We start from the raw sequence: 20,097 nt of genomic DNA, 5'->3' as shown, positions 1-20,097 counted from the left end.
ACCCTTGGAAGGAACTGCCACGTGAGCACATCGTTCGAGCGCGTCTCCCGCTTCAGCGTCGGCTACGACCCGCATGAGGTGGACGACTTCCTCGCGCGCGCCCGCACCGCCTATGAGCACGGCGGCTCCGGCTTCGACAGCGCCGACGTCACCTCGGCGAGCTTCGGCACCATCCGCGGCGGCTACGACATGCGCACCGTCGACGAGGCCCTGGATCGGCTCTCGGACGCCTTCGCCCTCCAGCAGCGCGACGACGCCATCGCCCGCCAGGGCGAGGACCAGTGGATCTCCCGCCTCACCGAGCGCGCCGAGACCCTCAAGGACCGCCTCGAGCGTCCCGCCGGGGAGCGCTTCGCCCCGGCCGCCCACGGTGAGCGCTCCTACGACCGCACGGATGTCGACGCCCTGTGCGACCAGCTCATCGCCTACTTCACCGAGGGTCTGCCGATGAGCGTGGACGACGTGCGCCGGGCGGCCTTCCGCCGCCGCAAGGGCCAGGACGGCTACCAGGAGGCCGTCGTGGACGTGTACCTCGACCACGTCGCCGACCTCATGGCCTCCGTGCCGTGATCCTGCCCGTCCGGACCCCGTCGGCCGCCTTCGGGGCCCTCCGGATCGAGCGCGTCCCCAGCGGGCGCCCCCTCCCATGACAGTCCTCCTGTACGCGCTCGGGGTGCTGGCCGTCGCCCTGGGCATCGCGGTCTCGATCGCGCTGCACGAGCTGGGGCACCTGATCCCCGCCAAGGCGTTCGGGGTGCGCGTCACCCAGTACATGATCGGCTTCGGGCCGACCATCCTCTCCCGTCGCCGCGGCGAGACCGAGTACGGCGTCAAGGCGATCCCGCTGGGCGGGTACATCCGCATGATCGGCATGTACCCGCCGCGCCGCGACGACGCCCCGGGGACGATCCGCGAGGACTCCACGGGCCTGTTCCAGCAGATGGCGCAGGACGCCCGCGAGTGGGAGGCCGAGCAGTACGACCCGGCCGAGTCCCACCGCACGTTCTCCGCGCTGACCGTGCCGCGCAAGCTCGTCGTCATGCTCGGCGGGCCGACGATGAACCTCCTGATCAGCGCGGTGCTGCTCGGGGTCCTCGTGTGCGGGATCGGCCTGCCGGCCTCGTCGACGACCGTCGAGACCGTCTCCCGCTGCGTGCTCCCGGCCGACGCCCCCGAGGGCACCTCCTGCACGGGGCATCCCGAGGCCCCCGCCCTCGCCGCGGGGATCGAGCCCGGCGATCGGCTGCTGGAGATCGACGGGCACGCGATCGATCAGTGGGCCGACGTCACGAGCGCCGTGCGCGGCGCCGGCGACCGCGAGATCGACGTGGTCGTCGAGCGCGACGGGGAGCGGATCACCCTGCACGCGACACCGATCCTCGACGAGCGGCCCGTGATCGCCGAGGACGGCAGCGCGAAGACCGATGCGCACGGGGACGTGGTCACCGAGGAGGTCGGCTTCCTGGGCGTCGGCCCCGGCCAGGAGCTGCGCCGGCAGTCGCCGCTCGAGGTGCCGGGCATGGTCCTGCAGACCTTCGAGGGGACCGCCCGGATCGTCGTCACGCTGCCCATGCGGCTGATCGACGTCGGGAAGGCCGCCTTCGGCGACGGCGAGCGGGATCCCGACGGTCCCATCGGCGTGGTCGGCGTGAGCAGGCTCGCGGGGGAGGTCGCGAGCGCAGACCAGCCCCGCTTCGACCTCACGGCGAAGGTCTCCACGCTGATCTCGATGCTCGCCTCGCTGAACATGGCCCTGTTCGTGTTCAACCTGATCCCGCTCATGCCCCTGGACGGCGGTCACGTCGCCGGCGCCCTCGTCGAGGGGGTCCGACGGCGGATCGCGCGCTGGCGCGGGAGGCCCGACCCGGGCCCGGTGGACATGTCGCGGCTGCTGCCGCTGACCAATGTGGTCGCGCTGCTCTTCCTCGCGATGACCGTCATGCTGCTGTATGCGGACATCGTGGACCCCATCACCCTGTTCCCGTGAGAGGCTCGGATCCATGTTCTCCCGCGGTCCTCGGCTGCGAGCCCTGAGGCCCACCGGCGTGCAGGGCGCGATCGACCACGTCCTCACGGACCCCCTGGTCAACGCCCTCCCGGGCGCGCGGCTCGTCGACCTCCGCCACAGCCTGAGCGTCGGTCAGGAGTTCAGCATCGCGGGGGAGGAGCGGCACACCGACGGCCTCCTCTGGCACGGAGTGAACGTGTCGCCGGTGAGCGCGAGCCCCCGCTCGATCGGCCTGTTCGCCGAGCATCTCGCCGCGCGTCCCCGCCGCTGCAGCTCGATCGTCGGGGAGCGCTCGGCGGTCGCGTCGCTGTGGGCGCAGCTGGCCCCCGTCTGGGGACGGCAGATCCGCGAGCAGCGCTGGTCCCAGCCGCTGCTCGAGGCGACCGCGGCGCCGTCGCGGCCCCTGCCGCCCTCGGGTCTGCGCCGGGCGGTGCGCGGCGAGGAGGAGATCGTCTTCCCCGCCGCGGTCTCCATGTTCCGCGAGGAGGTCGGCACCGATCCGCTCGCGCACGACGGCGGTCGCGGCTACCGGGCGCGCGTGCGCGACCTCATCACCCTGGGCCGCACGTACGTGGTCGTGCGAGACGGGCGGGTGCTGTTCAAGGCCGACGTGGGCGCGGTGCTGGGTCCCGTCGCCCAGATCCACGGCGTCTGGGTGGACCCCGCGCGCCGCGGGGAGGGGGTGGGCCGCGCCGCCATGCACGACCTCGTCGGCCTGGTCGCCCGGGACCACGCCCCGCGGGTCTCCCTCTACGTCAACGACTTCAACGAGCCCGCGCGCCGCGCGTACGCCGCCGCCGGCTTCACCCAGCGCGGCGAGCTCACCACGATCCTCTTCTGAGCGCGCTCAGGGCCGCGCGATGATCAGGCGCAGGGAGCCGTCGAACGCCTCCGCCTCGCGCAGATGCCCGTGCCGCGCATCCCACGCCCCGGACTCGAGGTCCGCGCCCAGCTCGCGCACGAAGCGCTCGGAGACCTCCGGGCCCACGAAGCTCCACGCCGAGTTCGCCGTGCGGGCGCCCGCATCCAGCAGGGCCTCGGGCCGACCGAAGTAGGCCTCGCCGAAGCCGTCGGTGCAGCCGCGCGGGATCGGCAGCTCCCGCACCTCGACGTCGCCGCCCAGGATCTCGGCGATGCGCGCTGGAGCCGGGTAGCGGGAGGCCTCGGTCGCGATCACCTCCGGCGCGTACTCGGCCAGCCAGAACCTGTCGAGCGCCGCCGGATCGCAGCTCAGCACGACGACGGGCCCGGCGGTCACGCGCCGCATCTCGCGCAGCCCCTTCTCGAGGTCGCCCCACTGATGGACGGTGAAGGAGGCGAGCGCCGCGTCGAAGGCGCCGTCGGCGAACGGGAGGTCCTCGGCGCCCGCCTCGATCGCGGGGGCGAGGTCCGACGGCCGCTGCGCGCGCATGGTGGCGCTCGGCTCGACGGGCGTGACCTCGCGGTCCGTCGGCTCGTAGGACCCTGCGCCCGCGCCCACGTTCACCAGGGTGCGCGCGGTCCCCAGCGCGTCCTCGATCGCCTCCGCGATCCGCGGGTCCGGCCGACGGTAGGTGCGGTAGCCCGCGCCGATCGCCGAGTAGTCGGCGTCCCCGGCGGAGCCGTCGCCGCGGGGCGCCGCGGTGCCAGCGGGAATGGAGGAGCCGGTGGACGTCGAGGGTGCGGGGACGGATGCGGGATCCCAGGGGTGCGTCATGCGCTCATCCTTCACCATCGGCGTCGATCGCCGGCCTGTGGGCGGTCGCGACGAACTGCAGGGCGATCCGGTCGGGGTCCTCCCGCAGACGCCAGCGGTCCCCCTCGCGCACCATGAGATCGGGCCACGGGCACCAGGCCGAGTACGGCGTCTCCTCGAGCGAGTCGAGCACCAGGCCGGCCTCCAGCAGGGCGTTCACGATCTGCGCGAGGGAGTGGTTCCACTGGTGGCTGCGGCTGTGCGCGATCGCGGGGGCATCGGGCGGAGCCTCCACGTAGCTGAACTCCTCGTCCCAGGTCATCGGCTGCTCGCGCTCGAAATAGGGCTGCTCGATGCGCAGCCCGTCGCTCACGTCCTCGCCGATGGCCATGAACATCGGGTGGTCGTCGCGGACGAGGAATCTGCCGCCGGGGCGCAGCAGGGAGGCGATCACCCGCGCCCAGGCGCGCACGTCGGGCAGCCAGCACAGCACCCCGATCGACGTGTACACGAGGTCGAAGTCCCCGCTCACCGCCTCGCGCGCGTCGTACACGTTGGCCTCGACGAGCTCGAGATCGGCGCGGCAGCGCTCGGCGATCCGTGCGGCCCGGGCGAGGGAGGCGGGTGAGAGATCCAGGCCGACGACCCGGCGGGCGCCGAGGCGTGCGAGCCCGACCGTGTCGGTGCCCAGGTGGCACTGCAGGTGGATGACGTCGAGCCCCGTGAGGTCCCCGAGGCGCTCGCGGTCCTGGGCCAGCGCGGGACTGATCGCCGACGGGTCGGCGACGAGCTCCTCGATGCCGTAGCCCGAGGCCTCGTGGAGCGCCGAGCGGTCGTCCCAGTTGGCGCGGTTCTCGGCGAAGTGCTGTGCACGGGGTTCCATGGTCCGACGGTAGCGGGCGGGGGTCGCACGAGCCGAGGGGTTTTCGCCCGGCACGCTCAGAGGTACACGGCCCGCTGCACGTCGTCGCTGTCGATGTTGTCCGCGTCGTACCAGAGGAATCCGGTGTCGATCATCTTCTCGACCTTTTTCCCCGCGAGGGCCTCGATCGCGGTGCGCACGGTGAGGCGACCCATCTGCATCGGGTCCTGGGTGACGGCGCCCGCCATCTCGCCGGAGCGGATCGCCTCGACCTGCGCGCGCCCGGAGTCGAAGCCGATCACGGCCAGGTCGGTGCGCCCGGACTCCTCGACCCCCTTGAGGACGCCGATCGCCGAGCCCTCGTTGGTGCCGAACAGCCCCTTCAGGTCGGGGTGCGCGGTGACCATGGAGCGCGCGATGTCGGCCGACTTCGCCTGGTCGCCCTCGCCGTACTGCACCTCGAGCGCCTCCACCCCGGAGCCGTACTCCTCCAGCCCGGCCAGGAAGCCGTCGCGGCGGTCCGTGCCGGAGAGGGACACCTGGTCGTGGGCGACGATGCCCACCTGCCCCGTGCCGTCGATCAGCTCGCACATGTGCTTGGCGGCCTCCTTCGCGGCCGCGGCGTTGTCGGTGGCGACCGTCGCGAGCGGGATGTCGGAGTCCACACCCGAGTCGAAGGCGACCACCGGGATCCCCTTGGAGTGCGCCTCGTCGAGGGCCAGCGCCGCCGCGCGGGAGTCCAGGGCCGCGAGGCCCAGCGCGTCGGGGTTCCTCGTCACGGCGTTCTGCAGCATCGTGATCTGGGCCTCGACATCGGTCTCCGCGGGCGGACCCTCGAAGGTGAGGACCACGCCGTTCTCGTCGGCCTCCGCGCGGGCGCCGCGACGCACGGCCTGCCAGAACTGGTGCTGGAAGCCCTTGGAGACCAGGGCGATGTGCGTGACGTCCTCGCGCGAGCGGCCGCAGCCCGCCGCCGGCAGCAGCAGGCCCACGCCGCCGAGGGCGAGCAGCGCGCGACGGCTCGGCGCGCGCCGAGCGGCACGCGACCCGCCGACCGTCCCGTCCTCGCCCCCGGTCATGCCGTGCGCTCCGCGCGGCGGCGCAGGCGGTCGATGAATACGGCCACCAGGATCACCGCGCCCAGCAGGACGTCCTGCCATTCCTGCGGGATCGAGAGGATCTGCAGACCGTTGGTGAGCACGGAGATGATGAGCGCGCCGATCATCGTGCCGACGATCGTGCCGCGCCCGCCGGACAGCGAGGTCCCGCCGATGACGACGGCGGCGATCGCGTCGAGCTCGTAGCCCATGCCGGTCGCGGGCTGCGCGGAGCCGAGCCGGGCCGAGATCATGACGCCCGCGAGCCCCGTGAACAGACCTCCCACGATGTAGACGATCATCAGCCACTTCTTCACGGCCACGCCCGCGAGCTCCGCGGCCTCCTGGTTGGAGCCGATCGCGGTCGCATAGCGCCCCAGCAGGGTGCGCGACATGAGCACCGCCGCGATCACGGCGGCGAGGGCCAGCACGAGCACGGCGTTGGGGATCGACGGGATGATCGTCCCGGTCGAGAAGCCCATGTAGGAGGGGGCCTCGAAGTAGATCGGGGCCGCGCCGGAGATCACCAGCGCGAGCCCGGAGGCGACCATCATCATCGCCAGGGTCGCGATGAACGGCGGCAGGTCGAGGATCGCGACGCTCACCCCGTTGATCAGGCCGATGAGGCCGCCGAAGAGGATCGCGAGCACGATCCCGAGCGGGACCGGGATCCCCCAGTTCACGATGAACATGCCGCTCATCACCGCGCACAGCGCCATCCCCGTGCCCACCGACAGGTCGATGCCGGCGGTGGTGATCACGAAGGTCGCGCCCAGGGCGAGCAGACCGATCACCACGGTCGAGTAGAGGATCGTGACGATGTTCCCCCAGGTCGGGAAGATCGTGGGGCTCGCGATGGAGAACGCGAGGAAGATCAGGACGAGGGTCCCGGCGGCCAGCAGCTGCTGGAGGCGGACGCGGCGCGGTCCGCGGGGGCGGCCGGTGCCGGCCTCCTCGCGGGCCGGGGAGGCGGCGAGCGTGCTCATCGGTGTCCTTCCGTGGTGGCGGGCGCGTCGGTGCGCCCGCGCTCAGGGGCGGGGTCGGGATCCGTGGTGCGGGGGTGCGCGGGGGCCTCCTCGACGGCGGCGAGGCGCATGACGGACTCGGGGTCGGCGTCGGCCGCCTCGAGCACGCCGGTGACGCGGCCCTCGGCCATGACGACGACGCGGTGGGCCAGGCGCAGCACCTCGGGCAGCTCGGAGGAGATGACGATCAGGGAGCGGCCCTGCGCGGCGAGCTCCTCGAGAAGCGAGTGGATCTCCTCCTTCGCGCCGACGTCGATGCCGCGGGTGGGCTCGTCGAAGATCAGCACGTCGCTCTCCCGCATCAGCCAGCGGCCGATGACGGCCTTCTGCTGATTGCCTCCCGAGAGGTTCTTGATCGGCTGCTCGAGGTGCGGGGTGCGGATGCGCAGGGCGCTCGCCTGCTCCTCGGCAGCCTGGCGCGCGTCGGCGCGGCGCACGAGGCCCGCGCGCTGGAAGCGGGAGCCGAGCGCTGAGAGCTCCATGTTCGCCAGCACGGAGCTCTCGAGCATGAGGCCCAGACGCTTGCGGTCCTCGGGCAGGTAGCCGATGCCGGCGCGGGCCGCCTGGGCGGGGGAGCGGAAGGCGACGGGCCGCCCGCGCAGACGGACCTCGCCGCGCTGGCGGGGGAGGGACCCGATCAGCGCGCGCGCCGTCTCCGTGCGTCCGGCGCCCATCAGCCCCGCGAAGCCCAGGATCTCGCCCTCGCGCAGCTCGAAGGAGACGTCGTGGACGAGCGGCTCGCTGCGCAGGTGCTCGACGGCGAGGAGGACCGGGCGGTCCTCGCCCTCGGGCGGCGCGTCGCGCGGCGCGTGCGCGCGCCCGGAGGTGTCGACGGGGCGGCCGACCATCTTCGTGACGACCTCGTCGAGGGTCGCGCCGGCCATCGGGAAGTCGTCCACGTACTCGCCGTCGCGGATCACCTGGACGCGGTCGGCGAGACCGCGCAGCTCCTCCATGCGGTGGGAGATGAAGACGACGCCGGTGCGCGGGGTGACGAAGTCGCGGATGAGGGCGTGGAGGGCGGCGGCCTCGGTCTCGTTGAGCGCGGCCGTGGGCTCGTCCATGACCAGAACACGGGCGTCGAAGCTGAGCGCCTTCGCGATCTCGACCATCTGCTGCTGGGCGACCGTGAGGTCCTCGGCGCGGGCCGACGGGTCGAGGTCCATGCCGAGCCGGTCCAGCAGGTCCCGGGTGCGCGCCTCGAGGTCGCGGGGACGGGTGAACAGGCCCGCGGCGGGATGCTCGCGGCGCAGGAAGATGTTCTGCGCCACGGTGAGCGCGGGGATCAGGTTCAGCTCCTGGTGGATGATCGCGAGCCCCTGCCGGGCCGCGTCCAGAGGGCCGCTCACGCGCAGGGGGCGCCCCAGGTAGCGGAACTCGCCGGCGTCGGGGCGATGCACGCCCGTGAGCACCTTCATGAGCGTGGACTTCCCGGCGCCGTTCTCCCCGACCAGGGCGAGCACCTCTCCCGCGTGCAGGTCGAGACGCATGCCGGAGAGCGCACGCACGCCGGGGAACGTCTTCACGGCTCCTCGGACCTCGAGCAGCAGCTCGCCCTCGGGGTCGGAAGCCCTCTGCGGATCCGTCATCGCACACGCACCGTCCGGACATCATCGTCGGAAATCGATTACTCGATGGTAGAGGGCGGCGGGTGCGTCATGTCAACCCGGATCGCGCCGTACCCGGCCGCTGCACCCCTCCGCAGGTCGTGCCGCCCCTCGCCCCGGTTCCACCCCAGGTCGTAGCCCCGATGGCGAGGACGACCCCGGAGGCCGATGCGATGACGGCGGCGCGGCGCGAGGATGGGGACATCCCGGTCGGAGCGGCGAGCCGACGAGCACGAGCACCAGCCGCCGCCCGACCGCAGAACCTCGACGAAGGAGAGAACGATGGCCCACACGTCCATGGGCGTCCGCACCGGCGACGAGACCGGACGGGGCACGGCGAGCCTCGTCATCGGCGTCTGCTCCCTGCTGGCCGGCTGGATCCTCATCGGCCCGATCATCGGCCTGTGGCTGGGCATCTCCTCGCGCGGTCGTGAGCCGCTGGCCCGTGGGCGGGCCGGCTGGGGGATCGCGCTGAACCTGGTCGCGCTGCTCGGCTGGATCGTGCTCGTGGGCATCGTGCTCGTCTCCGGCGTCGGCATGGCGCTGCTCCAGCAGAACTGAGACGAGCGCCGGGCCCCGGACGTGCACCTGGCACGGGTGCGGCTCCTCTACCATGGTGGGGGCTCCTCCCGCCGCCGTGGGGCGCCCACCCCTCCGTTCGAAAGGCCCTCCATGATCCGCATGTCCTCCTCGTTCGTCCGCACCCTGCGCGAGGACCCGTCGGACGCCGAGGTCGCGAGCCACAAGCTGCTGGTGCGCGCCGGGTACATCCGCCGCAGCGCGCCGGGCGTGTACACCTGGCTGCCGCTGGGCCTGCGGGTGATGCGGAAGGTCGAGCAGATCGTGCGCGAGGAGCAGGACGCGATCGGCGGCAACGAGCTGCTGTTCTCCGCGCTGCAGCCCCGCGAGCCCTACGAGGCGACCGGCCGCTGGGAGGAGTACGGGCCCACCCTGTTCCGCCTGAAGGACCGCAAGCAGGCCGACTACCTGCTCGCGCCCACCCACGAGGAGATGTTCACCCTAGCGGTGAAGGACCTGTTCAACTCGTACAAGGACCTCCCGGTCATGCTGTACCAGATCCAGACCAAGTACCGCGACGAGGCGCGTCCGCGCGCCGGCCTGCTGCGCGTGCGCGAGTTCATCATGAAGGACGCCTACTCCTTCGACATCGACGACGCCGGCCTGGACGCCTCCTACTTCAAGCAGCGCGGCGCCTACCAGCGCACCTTCGAGCGCCTGGGCCTGCCCACGGTGATCTGCCAGGCCGACGCCGGCGCCATGGGCGGCTCCCGCTCCGAGGAGTTCCTGCACCCCACGCCGATCGGCGAGGACACCTTCGTGGTCTCCGAGGGCGGCTACGCCGCGAACGTCGAGGCCGTCACGACCGTCGTCCCCGAGGCGCTGCCCGAGGACCGGATCGCGCAGCTGCCCGCCGCGCACGTCGAGGACACCCCGGGCGCCTCGACCATCGCGAAGCTCACGGACTTCTCCAACGAGGCCTTCCCCGGCAAGGGGTACGTCACGGAGTCGGGGGAGTGGACCCGCTTCGAGATGCTCAAGCACCTCGTCTACCTGCTCACCCACCCCGACGGCACGACGGAGCCGCTCGTGATCGCCCTGCCCGGCGATCGCGAGGTCGACGACAAGCGCCTCGAGGTGGCCGTGGCCCCCGCGATCGCGACGGCCTTCACCGAGGAGGACTTCGCGAAGCACCCCGTGCTCAAGAAGGGATACATCGGCCCCGAGGGTCTGGGCCTCGGGGCGCCGTCCAAGATCCGCTATGTCGTCGACCCCCGCGTCGTCCCGGGCACCCGCTGGGTCGCCGGGGCCGGCGCGAAGGACAAGCACGTCTACGACCTCGTCTTCGGCCGCGACTTCACGGCCGACGGCACGATCGAGGCCGCGGAGGTCCGCGATGGCGACCCGGCGCCCGACGGCTCGGGCCCGATGCGCCTGACCCGCGGCATGGAGATGGGGCACATCTTCCAGCTGGGACGGAAGTACGCCGAGGCGCTCGACCTGCGCGTGCTCGACGAGAACGGCAAGTCGGCCGTGGTGACCATGGGCTCCTACGGCATCGGCGTCACGCGCGCGGTCGCCGCGATCGCCGAGCTGCACCACGACGAGAAGGGCCTGACCTGGCCGCGCGCCGTCGCCCCGGCCGACGTCCACGTGCTCGCGACCGGCAAGGACCAGAGCGTCTTCGACGAGGCCGACCGGATCGCGCGCGATCTCGAGGCCCAGGGCCTCGAGGTGCTCTACGACGATCGCCCGAAGGTCTCGCCGGGCGTGAAGTTCAAGGACTCGGAGCTGCTGGGCCTGCCCACCACGGTCGTCGTCGGGCGCGGGCTCGCCGAGGGCAAGGTCGAGATCCGCGATCGCGCGAGCGGCGAGGTCGCCGAGGTCTCCCCGCAGGAGGTCGTGGATCTCGTGGTCCGCGCCGTCCGCGCCTGAACCGCGCGAGCGGTCCTCGGGGAGGCGGACGCCGCCGTTCAGCCCTCCGGATCGAGGGTCGGCAGCGCCGAGAGGGACGAGCGCAGTGACGCCAGCAGCACCGCCTGGTCCAGGGCGGCCGCGATCGAGAGCGATCGGCGCTCGAAGGGCGCGGCGCCGGTGAGGATCACGTGGTCCTCGACGAGGGTGAGGGCGAGCGCCTCGGGCTCGTCCTTCCGCAGCTCCTGCGTGACGCCGCCGCCCGGCAGCGGGTACACGGCCGCGCGCAGCACCTCTTTCGCGCCGTCCTCGCGGGCGAAGGCGCCGAGCTGCTCGGCGCGCTCGCGGTCGGCATCGCTCTGGGCGATGAGGGCTGAGCGCTTCTTCCCGCTCTCGGCGGCCGCGAGCACCTCGCGCACGTATCCCGCGTACCACTCGTCCTCCTGCGCCCGCTCGAGCGAGGAGTGGTAGTCGACCTCCGCTCCGATCGACGGCGGGTCGGACTCCGGCACGTCGCGCGCGGGCTCGATCTTCTCGGCCGACGGGGGAGCGGTGGGCTCCTCGGTGCCCGCGATCCGCGCGAGCCTCTGCGCCGCCCAGGCCGCGAAGACGCCGGTCGCGAGCATGGGGCGCGCGAGGGAGCCGGAGACCTGCCGGGCCGCGTCGGTGGTGATATCGCGGATCGCCACGAGCAGGTCCGAGAGCCCCTGCAGGTCGGTCGGCGCGGCATCGCCGCCACCGCCGTCGCCCGCGCCTCCGTCGCTGCCGCCGTCTCCGTCGTCGCCGCCCCCGTCGCTCGACGCGGAGCTCTCGTCCTCCGCCTCGGCCCCGGTGAGCATGGCCTCGCGCTGCTGCCCGAAGGCCTCCTGCACGCCGCTCACGAGGTCGCGCGAGCGCTCGTCGGCCCCGATCCGCGCGCCGAGGCCCGTCTCGAGCAGGGCCAGCAGGTCGCGGCGGTAGAGGTCGTCGATGCCCTCCGGAGGCGGGGTGTACACGGCGGGCTGGCCGACCCTCACGCCGTCGCAGCCGGACAGGGCGAGCGCGCCGAGCGAGAGCCCGCCCAGCAGGACCGCACGACGGCGGGGCCGGGGACGGGGGAGCTCGGCACGCATGAGCCCGATTCTGCCATCACCGGGCGGCTCCTCCGCCATCGCGCCGCTCCGCCGCGGTCGTGCTGCTCCGCGACCGCCGCGCGGCATCCCGCGCGAGCACCCCGCCGCTCGGGCGTGCGCCTCGCCACGTGCGCGCGGTCCGGGACCTCCCTCGCGGGCGCGACCCGCGTGCGCGGACTAGAGTGGTGTCCCCGCAGGACGCACAGCAGAACACAGGAGAAGAGGTGGGAGCCATTACCTCCGAGCAGACCATCGGACGTGTCCAGGACGCCGCATCGCAGATCCTCTCCCGCCACGACCTCGTGCTCGAGGACGCCGCCGTCCACGAGCGCCAGGGCACCACCGAGGTCACGCTCGTCGTCGATCTCCCCGAGGACCGCACCGGAAGCGCGGACCTCGACGCGGTCGCGGAGGCGTCCCGCGAGATCTCCGAGCTGCTGGACGAGGACGAGTCGATCCTCGGCCCCGGCCCGAGCCTGCTCGAGGTCACCACCCCCGGCGCCGAGCGCACGCTCACGCAGCCCCGCCACTTCCGCCGCTCCCGCGGCCGTCTGCTCACGACCACGCTGGCCGACGGCACCGGGACGGGCGAGAAGAGCCTGCGCGCCCGGCTGCTCGCCGTCGCCGAGGACGGGTCGCTCACGCTGCATCCCGAGCCCGGCGTCGACGATCGCGGACGCCCCCGGAAGCTCCCGGCGGGAACCCCGGAGTTCCTCACCGTGCCCCTCTCGGACGTCGTCTCGGCGCGCGTCGAGGTCGAGTTCACCCCGCCGCCGGACCAGGCGCAGCTGGACGAGCTCGCCGCCCGCGCCGCCGCGGCCGTGCCCGCTCGGCAGGCCGACCACGCCGCCCCCGAGGGCGGCACCACCCGCCCCTCATCCGCCGCTGACGATTCGGAGCGCTGACATGGACATCGACATGGGAGCCCTGCGGGCCCTGGAGCGCGAGCGGGAGATCCCCGTGGACGTGCTCCTGGACGCGATCCGCCAGGCGCTGCACGCCGCCTACCTGCACACCGACCACCCGGTGAAGGACTCCGAGGTCACGATCGACGAGCGCACCGGAGCCGTCGCCGTGCTCGCCCGCGAGCGCGACGCCGAGGGCGAGCTCGTCGAGGAGTGGGACGACACCCCCGAGAACTTCGGCCGTGTCGCCGCCTCGACCGCTCGCCAGGTGATCTTCCAGCGCATCCGTCAGCTCGAGGACGATGCGGTGCTGGGCGAGTACGCCGACCGCACCGAGGACATCGTCTCGGGGATCGTCCAGCAGGGCCGCGACCCGCGCATGGTGATGGTCGACCTCGGCACCGTCGAGGCAGTGCTGCCCCCGCACGAGCGCGTGCCCGGCGAGGACTACTCGCACGGCCGCCGCATCCGCGCCTACGTCGTGGAGACCCGCCGCGGTCCCAAGGGGCCCCAGATCACGCTCTCGCGCTCGCACCCGAACTTCGTGCGGCGCCTGTTCGCGCTCGAGGTCCCGGAGGTCGCCGACGGCACCGTCGAGATCGTGGGACTCGCCCGCGAGGCGGGCCACCGCACCAAGATGGCCGTGCGCGCGACCGTGCCCGGGGTGAACCCCAAGGGTGCGTGCATCGGCCCGATGGGCGCGCGCGTCCGCTCGGTGATGAACGAGCTGAACGGCGAGAAGATCGACATCGTCGACTTCGACGAGGACCCCACCGTCTTCGTCGCCCATGCGCTCTCGCCCTCGCGCGTCACCTCGGTCGCCGTCACCGACGAGGTGGGCCGCGCCGTCCGCGCGATCGTGCCCGACGGCCAGTTCTCCCTGGCCATCGGCAAGGAGGGGCAGAACGCCCGGCTCGCCGCGAAGCTCACCGGCTGGAAGATCGACATCCGCTCGGACGCCGCCCCGGAGCAGCCCGTCGTCGCGCAGGCCGCCCCCTCGGACGAGGCGCCGTCGGACTCCGCCGCAACGGATGATCCCCCTGCCGCCGAGGGGACCGCCGCCGAGTCCGCGCCGGGCGGGGAATCCTCGCAGCTGTAACGCACGCCTCGCGGATGCCGGGCTCCGCGAGCAGGTCGGCTACACTGGTCAGGCTGTGTGCGCGCGAACTGGAGGCCCTGTGGAGAACCGTTCCACGAGCCATCGGCCCGAGCGCACGTGCGTGGGCTGCCGCACGGTGGCCCCGCGCGACCAGCTGGTGCGCCTCGTCATGGAGCAGGCCCCCGAGGGGGTCGCCCCCCGAGTGCGTGCGGATCCCTCGGGATCCGCACCGGGTCGGGGAGCGTGGCTCCACGCCGACGCATCATGCCTCGACCTCGCCCTGAAGCGGGGCGGCTTCGCCCGGTCCTTCCGCGGCGCGGTCGACACCGGGCTCCTCGCCCGGGATCTCGAGGCCTCTTACCCACTCGCCTTCCAGGGGAACAGGTAGAAGAACCAATGGACATCCGATGAGTACTCGGTCATGAGCACCCACAGGAACTAATGGTCCGCGCCCTTCTGTCGGCCGGACCGAGACAGGAGAATTGTGGCTAAGGTCCGCGTCCACGAGCTCGCCAAGGAGCTCGGACAGCCGAGCAAGGTCGTTCTGCAGAAGCTGCAGGACATGGGCGAATTCGTCCGTTCCGCCTCCTCGACCATCGAAGCACCCGTCGCGCGCAGGCTGCGCGAGGCGTTCCCGGCCTCCGAGGCCGGCAGCGAGAAGAAGAAGCCGGCTGCGAAGCCCGGCGCCGCCAAGCCGGCTCCCGCCAAGCCCGGCGCCTCCCCGAAGGCCGCCGCCAAGGACGATGCCGCCGCGCCGGCCCCGTCGGCCCCGTCGGCCGAGAAGCCCACGCCGGCCCCGAAGCCCTCGCAGGCGGAGCCGGAGAGCGCCGAGGCGCCCGCGGCGAAGCCCTCGAGCGCTCCCTCCAAGCCCACCGCGCCGACGCCCCGCACCGCCGCGGCGAAGCAGGAGGACGCCGCCGAGAGCGCCGCGCAGAGCGAGCAGTCCCACGCGGACGACGCGGACGGCCAGGAGTCGTCCGGCTCGGCCGCGCCCAAGCCCGGCGCCGCCCCCAAGCCCGGCGGCGCCCGCCCCGGCAACAACCCGTTCGCGACCTCCCAGGGGATGCCGCGTCCCGGCCGTCCGCGCCCGCAGCGCGATGGCGGCGGCGGCGGCAACCGCCCCGGCGGCCCGCGTCCCGGCAACAACCCCTTCGCGACCGCGCAGGGCATGCCCCGTCCCGGCGGGCCGCGCCCGCAGGGCCGCGGCGGCGCCGGCGCCGGCTCCGGCGGGGACCAGGGCTCGCGCCCGCCCCGTGAGGGCGGCGCGCGCTCCGGCGCTCCCCGTCCCGGCATGCCCACCCCGGGCATCATGCGCCAGCACTCCCACGGCGGCCTCGCCGACGCCCAGAAGCCGGGCGGCGGCGGTCGCGGCGGCCGTGGCGGCGGTCCCCGCAGCGGCGGCGGCCCCGGCGGCGGTCCCGGAGGCGGCGGCGGTCCCCGCAGCGGCTTCGGCGGCCCGCGCGGTCGCGGCGGTCGCGGCGCCACCCAGGGCGCCTTCGGACGCGGCGGCAAGCCCGCGCGCTCGCGCAAGTCGAAGCGCGCGAAGCGCCAGGAGTTCGAGCAGATGCAGGCGCCCGCACCGGGCGGCGTGTCGATCCCGCGCGGGAACGGCACGGCCATCCGGCTGCGCCGCGGCGCCTCGCTCAGCGACTTCGCCGACCGCATCGAGGTGAACCCCGCGTCCCTGATCACCGTCCTCTTCGCGATGGGCGAGATGGCCACGGCCACCCAGTCCCTCGACGAGGACACCTTCCACCTGCTGGGGGAGGAGCTCGGCTACAAGATCGAGATCGTCTCCCCGGAGGACGAGGAGCGCGAGCTGCTCGAGCAGTTCGACATCGATCTCGATGCCGAGCTCGCCGAGGAGGACGACGAGGATCGTCTGCCCCGCTCGCCCGTGGTCACGGTCATGGGTCACGTCGACCACGGCAAGACCCGCCTGCTGGACTCGATCCGCAACGCGAAGGTCCAGGCCGGCGAGGCCGGCGGGATCACCCAGCACATCGGCGCCTACCAGGTCGAGGTGGAGCACGAGAGCGAGGACGGTCCCGAGGACCGCGCGATCACCTTCATCGACACCCCGGGCCACGAGGCCTTCACGGCCATGCGTGCCCGCGGCGCCGACGTCACCGACATCGCGATCCTCGTGGTCGCGGCCGATGACGGTGTGATGCCGCAGACCATCGAGGCGCTCAACCACGCCCAGGCGGCGGACGTGCCGATCGTGGTCGCGGTCAACAAGATCGACAAGCCGGACGCGAACCCGGACAAGGTGCGCCAGCAGCTGACCGAGTACAACCTGATCGCCGAGGAGTACGGCGGCGAGACCATGTTCGTCGACGTCTCCGCCCGCGAGGGTCAGAACATCGACAAGCTCCTGGACGCCGTCCTGCTCACCGCGGACGCCGCCCTGGACCTGCGCGCCAACCCGGACAAGCAGGCCCGCGGCATCGCGATCGAGGCCAACCTGGACCGCGGTCGCGGCCCGGTGGCCACGGTCCTGGTGCAGCAGGGCACGCTCCACGTGGGCGACGCGATCGTCTGCGGCACCGGCCACGGCCGCGTGCGAGCGATGCTCGACGAGCACGGCCAGAACGTCGAGGAGGCGGGTCCGGCCCGCCCGGTGCAGGTGCTCGGTCTGACCTCCGTGCCCGGCGCCGGCGACTCCTTCCTGGTCGCGGCCGACGAGCGCACCGCCCGTCAGATCGCCGAGAAGCGCGAGGCCGCCAAGCGCGCCGCCGCACTGTCGAAGGCCCGCAAGCGGATCAGCCTCGAGGACATCACCAAGTCGATGGCCGAGGGCAAGGTCGAGACTCTCAACCTCATCCTCAAGGGCGACGCGGCGGGCTCCGTCGAGGCGCTCGAGGAGGCCCTGCTGGGCATCGAGATCGACGACCAGGTGCAGCTGCGGATCATCGACCGCGGCGTCGGCGCGATCACGATGAACAACATCAACCTCGCCGTCGCCTCCGACGCTGTGATCATCGGCTTCAACGTGCGCGCCGAGGGCCAGAACGCCGAGTACGCGGACCGCGAGGGCGTGGAGATCAAGTACTACTCCGTGATCTACCGCGCCATCGAGGAGATCGAGCAGGCCCTGCAGGGCATGCTCAAGCCCGAGTACGAGGAGGTCGACACGGGGTCGGCGGAGATCCGCGAGATCTTCCGCTCCTCGAAGTTCGGCAACATCGCCGGTTCGATCGTGCGCAGCGGCGAGATCCGCCGCGGTGCGAAGGCCCGCATCACCCGCGGCGGAGTGGTCATCACCGAGGGACTCGAGATCGCCGGTCTGCGTCGCTTCAAGGACGACGTGACCGAGGTCCGCGAGGGCTTCGAGTGCGGCATCAACCTGGGGCGCTTCAACGACCTCCAGACCGATGACCTGATCACCACCTACGAGATGCGCGAGAAGCCTCGCGAGAACACCTCGAAGTGACAGCGCGCGTCGGGCGCCCCGGTCGATCCGGGGCGCCCGACGCGTCCCTGCATCCCGGCGGCGCACGGCCCGCTCCGGCGGTGCGTGCTCGGCCGGGGCCCCGCAGGCCGACAGGGAGGGAATCGAGGCCATGACCGAGAGCCTGCTCGTGCTGCGCGCCCCGTCGGCGAACCGCGTGTTCACCGCGTCGGCCGGCCCTCTCGCCGTGCGCGAGGCCCGCTGGGTGCTCGGCGCCCATCTCGGCGCGCCGGTGGACGTGCACGAGCGCGAGATCGCGGGCGTCGACTACCTCGAGATCCGGACGGCCGCCCAGGAGGAGGCCTCGGGCTCGGTCGTGGACGGCTTCCTGCGTCCGCTCGTCGCGCAGCTCTCCTCGACCTTCGCGGCCTTCGAGGCGTCGCAGCCCGACGCTGCAGCGGCGTCGGCAGCCGTGGAGCCGGTCGGCTCTGCCCTCCCTTTGCTGCGCCCGACGCCCCTGCCCGGGGCCATGCGCCACGGCAGCGAGCTCGAGACCACCCTGCGGTACCCGGGGAAGACGAACGAGCAGTTCACCGCGCTGCTGCTGAACCTCGCCGCCGCCCTGTCGAGCCGCCGCGGGGGAGTGCTGCGCGGAGATCTCGCGGTGCTGGACCCGACGTGCGGCCGTGGCACGACGCTCAGCCGCGCCCTGCGTCTCGGCCTCAGCCCCACCGGTGCCGACATCGACGCCAAGGACATCGGCGCCTACCGCACCTTCCTCACCACGTGGGCGAAGCAGCAGCACCTCCCGCACACCCAGAGCTCGGGCCGCCTGGGGCTCCGCTCCCCGGCCGGCGGCCGCGGCGCGGGCTCGCGCTGGGATCTCGAGCTCGCCGCGGACCGGCAGGCGCAGCGCGCGGGCGAGGTCCAGAAGCTCCACCTGCTGACCTGCGACACCACGCGGCTCGGCGAGGTGCTCCCGGATCGTTCCGTCGACGCCCTCGTGGCGGACCTGCCCTACGGCGTCCAGCACGGCGCCCGCACCGAGGGCTGGCAGCGCTCCCCGCTGGACCTGCTCGAGCAGGCGATCCCCGCATGGCGCGCGCTGCTGCGCACCGGCGGCGGCATGGCGCTCGCGCTGAACCGCCGCACGGCCCCCTACGAGCGCGTGCATGAGATCCTCGGATCCCACGGGCTCACCGTGCTCAGCGGCGACGGCGCGTTCCGCCATCGCGTCGACCAGGCCATCGACCGCGACGTGGTCCTCGCCGTCCCCGACGACCATCCCCAGCTGGGCCTCCTGCGCGCCCTCGCCGCCTCCGCCGACGAGCCCACCTCCGTATCGGCCGCGGCGGCCACAGACCCCGAAGCCACCACGACAGACCCGCCCGCCCGTGCCGAGGCGCACGAGCCCCGCGAAAGGACCCGCCATGAGTGAGAACAGCCCCCGCGCCCGGCGCCTTGCCGACCGCATCCAGCAGATCGTCGCGACCATGCTCGACACCCGCGTGAAGGACCCCCGCCTGGGCTTCATCACGATCACCGAGGTGCGAGTGACCGGCGACCTCCAGCACGCCACGATCTTCTACACCGTCTTCGGGGACGACGAGGAGCGCGTCGGCACCGCCGCCGCCCTCCAGAGCGCCACCGGGATGCTGCGCCGCGAGGTCGGCCGCCAGACCGGCGTGCGCCTGACGCCGACCCTCGAGTTCGTCGAGGACGCGCTCCCCGAGAACGCCCGCACGATCGAGGACCTCCTGGTCCAGGCCAGGTCCCGCGACGCCGATCTCGCCCGCCAGCAGGAGGGCGCGTCCTTCGCGGGGGAGGAGGATCCGTACCGCAAGCCCCGCGATGAGGACGAGGACGCCGCGGACCTCGAGGACGGCGCCGCGGAGGACTCCGCGGACGAGGACGCCGCGGGCGACGCGCGCGCGTGATGGCGCGCGGCCCGCAGGACCTCGCGGCCCTTCCCCACGGCGTGCTGCTCGTGGACAAGGCGCCCGAGCGCACGAGCCATGACGTGGTCGCGCGCGTGCGCTGGCTGCTGGGCACGAAGAAGGTCGGTCACGCCGGCACCCTCGACCCGATGGCCACCGGGCTGCTGATCCTGGGCGTCGGCCAGGGGACACGTCTGCTCACCCACCTCGTGGGGCTCGACAAGACATACACGGCGACGATCCGCCTGGGCCGCGCCACCACGACCGACGACCGCGAGGGCGAGGAGATCGGCGAGCTCGTCCCCGCCGCCGGTCTCGCACCGGACCGGATCGAGGAGAGCCTGGACGCCCTGCGAGGGGAGATCCAGCAGGTGCCCTCGACTGTCAGCGCCATCAAGGTCGACGGCAAGCGCGCCTACGCCCGCGCTCGCGCGGGGGAGGACGTGACGCTCTCCGCGCGTCCCGTGACGATCAGCGATCTCACCGTGCTCGCCCTGCGCGAGGCGGATCCCTTCCTCGATCTCGACGTGACCGTGACCTGCAGCTCCGGTACCTACGTGCGGGCGCTCGCCCGGGACCTCGGCGCCGCGCTGGGCGTGGGCGGGCACCTCACCGCACTGAGGCGCACTCGCGTGGGACCTTTCGCCGTCCAGGACGCGGTGCACGTTCCCGCCCGCGGCGAGGGCGACGACGTGGAGCTCCCGCTGAGGGGCCTCGGCGAGACCGCCGCGCGCGTGATGCCCACCGTCCGACTGGACGAGGAGAGCTCGACGGCTCTCGGCCAGGGCAAGCGCGTGAGCGCGCCGATGCGCTCGGACGGGCCGGACGGGGGAGTGCTCGCGGCGCTCGACCCACAGGGCCGCCTGGTCGCCGTCGTCGAGACCGAGGGCGAGCGTCTGCGTCCCGTTCTCGTCGTCCCCCCGGAGGCGCGCAGCTAGCGGGA

The 20,097-nt window shown here is 73.1% G+C and carries 17 protein-coding genes and 1 pseudogene; 12 read left to right on the top strand and 6 right to left on the bottom strand.

From position 1 onward, the window contains the following. Positions 1-21: 21 nt before the first annotated feature. The 3 genes from M4486_RS08520 (at position 22) to M4486_RS08510 (ending at position 2,849) form a co-directional block, all read left to right on the top strand. A complete protein-coding gene (locus M4486_RS08520; RefSeq protein WP_249480741.1) occupies positions 22-570 on the top strand; it encodes a DivIVA domain-containing protein in 549 nt (182 codons plus the stop codon). 76 nt (positions 571-646) lie between these two features. Next, positions 647-1,987 (top strand): M50 family metallopeptidase, encoded by a 1,341-nt coding sequence (locus tag M4486_RS08515; RefSeq protein ID WP_249480740.1) that lies wholly within the window; start codon positions 647-649, stop codon positions 1,985-1,987. 13 nt (positions 1,988-2,000) lie between these two features. Next, the gene (locus M4486_RS08510) at positions 2,001-2,849 is read left to right on the top strand and encodes a GNAT family N-acetyltransferase (RefSeq protein ID WP_249480739.1); all 849 of its coding nucleotides are present in this window, start codon (positions 2,001-2,003) and stop codon (positions 2,847-2,849) included. Between the two features lie 6 nt (positions 2,850-2,855). Here the strand turns inward: M4486_RS08510 and M4486_RS08505 are convergent, their stop codons facing one another. From M4486_RS08505 to M4486_RS08485, 5 genes are read right to left on the bottom strand one after another with little or no spacing between them, the layout of a single operon-like run. Then, entirely contained in the window at positions 2,856-3,704 is an 849-nt protein-coding gene (locus M4486_RS08505) for a class I SAM-dependent methyltransferase (RefSeq protein WP_249480738.1), read from the bottom strand. 4 nt (positions 3,705-3,708) lie between these two features. After that, positions 3,709-4,566 (bottom strand): class I SAM-dependent methyltransferase, encoded by an 858-nt coding sequence (locus tag M4486_RS08500; RefSeq protein WP_249480737.1) that lies wholly within the window; start codon positions 4,564-4,566, stop codon positions 3,709-3,711. A 56-nt stretch (positions 4,567-4,622) separates the two neighbouring features. Next, a complete protein-coding gene (locus tag M4486_RS08495) occupies positions 4,623-5,624 on the bottom strand; it encodes an ABC transporter substrate-binding protein (protein ID WP_249480736.1) in 1,002 nt (333 codons plus the stop codon). Further along, positions 5,621-6,628, bottom strand: a complete 1,008-nt coding sequence (locus M4486_RS08490; RefSeq protein ID WP_249480735.1) for an ABC transporter permease — start codon at positions 6,626-6,628, stop codon at positions 5,621-5,623. Before M4486_RS08490 ends, M4486_RS08495 begins: the two co-directional genes overlap by 4 nt. After that, positions 6,625-8,256: a sugar ABC transporter ATP-binding protein gene (locus tag M4486_RS08485; RefSeq protein ID WP_249480734.1), complete on the bottom strand. Its 1,632-nt coding sequence runs from the start codon at positions 8,254-8,256 to the stop codon at positions 6,625-6,627. Before M4486_RS08485 ends, M4486_RS08490 begins: the two co-directional genes overlap by 4 nt. Before the next feature lie 300 nt (positions 8,257-8,556). On the opposite strand from M4486_RS08485, the gene M4486_RS08480 reads away from it, so the two are divergent. Together M4486_RS08480 and M4486_RS08475 are read left to right on the top strand one after the other, a co-directional pair. Further along, positions 8,557-8,835 carry a hypothetical protein gene (locus M4486_RS08480; protein WP_249480733.1) on the top strand — a complete coding sequence of 93 codons (279 nt, stop codon included), beginning with the start codon at positions 8,557-8,559 and terminating at the stop codon, positions 8,833-8,835. Between the two features lie 111 nt (positions 8,836-8,946). Next, positions 8,947-10,728: a proline--tRNA ligase gene (locus M4486_RS08475; RefSeq protein WP_249480732.1), complete on the top strand. Its 1,782-nt coding sequence runs from the start codon at positions 8,947-8,949 to the stop codon at positions 10,726-10,728. 38 nt (positions 10,729-10,766) lie between these two features. Here the strand turns inward: M4486_RS08475 and M4486_RS08470 are convergent, their stop codons facing one another. Beyond that, a complete protein-coding gene (locus tag M4486_RS08470; protein WP_249480731.1) occupies positions 10,767-11,819 on the bottom strand; it encodes a DUF4439 domain-containing protein in 1,053 nt (350 codons plus the stop codon). A 224-nt stretch (positions 11,820-12,043) separates the two neighbouring features. Here M4486_RS08470 and M4486_RS08465 point away from each other — a divergent pair, with 224 nt between their 5' ends. The 7 genes and pseudogenes from M4486_RS08465 to truB all read left to right on the top strand — a co-directional run bounded on the left by M4486_RS08465 (position 12,044) and on the right by truB (position 20,092). Continuing rightward, positions 12,044-12,724: a ribosome maturation factor RimP gene (locus M4486_RS08465; protein ID WP_249480730.1), complete on the top strand. Its 681-nt coding sequence runs from the start codon at positions 12,044-12,046 to the stop codon at positions 12,722-12,724. 1 nt (position 12,725) lies between these two features. Next, positions 12,726-13,655: pseudogene (gene nusA / locus M4486_RS08460) on the top strand (transcription termination factor NusA); the annotation flags it as partial. A 100-nt stretch (positions 13,656-13,755) separates the two neighbouring features. Continuing rightward, positions 13,756-14,211: a YlxR family protein gene (locus M4486_RS19815; protein ID WP_283257968.1), complete on the top strand. Its 456-nt coding sequence runs from the start codon at positions 13,756-13,758 to the stop codon at positions 14,209-14,211. A 96-nt stretch (positions 14,212-14,307) separates the two neighbouring features. Further along, on the top strand, positions 14,308-17,259 hold the full coding sequence (gene infB / locus M4486_RS08450; protein WP_249480728.1) for a translation initiation factor IF-2: 2,952 nt from the start codon (positions 14,308-14,310) through the stop codon (positions 17,257-17,259). 130 nt (positions 17,260-17,389) lie between these two features. Beyond that, positions 17,390-18,655, top strand: a complete 1,266-nt coding sequence (locus M4486_RS08445) for a TRM11 family SAM-dependent methyltransferase (protein ID WP_249480727.1) — start codon at positions 17,390-17,392, stop codon at positions 18,653-18,655. Then, complete coding sequence (rbfA, locus tag M4486_RS08440; RefSeq protein ID WP_249480726.1) at positions 18,648-19,154, top strand: 30S ribosome-binding factor RbfA; 507 nt, start codon at positions 18,648-18,650, stop codon at positions 19,152-19,154. The genes M4486_RS08445 and rbfA overlap by 8 nt, the downstream gene beginning before the upstream one ends. Beyond that, on the top strand, positions 19,154-20,092 hold the full coding sequence (truB, locus tag M4486_RS08435) for a tRNA pseudouridine(55) synthase TruB (RefSeq protein WP_249480725.1): 939 nt from the start codon (positions 19,154-19,156) through the stop codon (positions 20,090-20,092). The genes rbfA and truB overlap by 1 nt, the downstream gene beginning before the upstream one ends. Positions 20,093-20,097 lie beyond the last annotated feature (5 nt).

It is taken from the genome of Brachybacterium kimchii, assembly GCF_023373525.1.
GTDB lineage: Bacteria > Actinomycetota > Actinomycetes > Actinomycetales > Dermabacteraceae > Brachybacterium > Brachybacterium kimchii.
The sequence above is the reverse complement of the archived record's forward strand: the minus strand, read 5'-3'. Positions and strand labels throughout refer to the sequence as shown.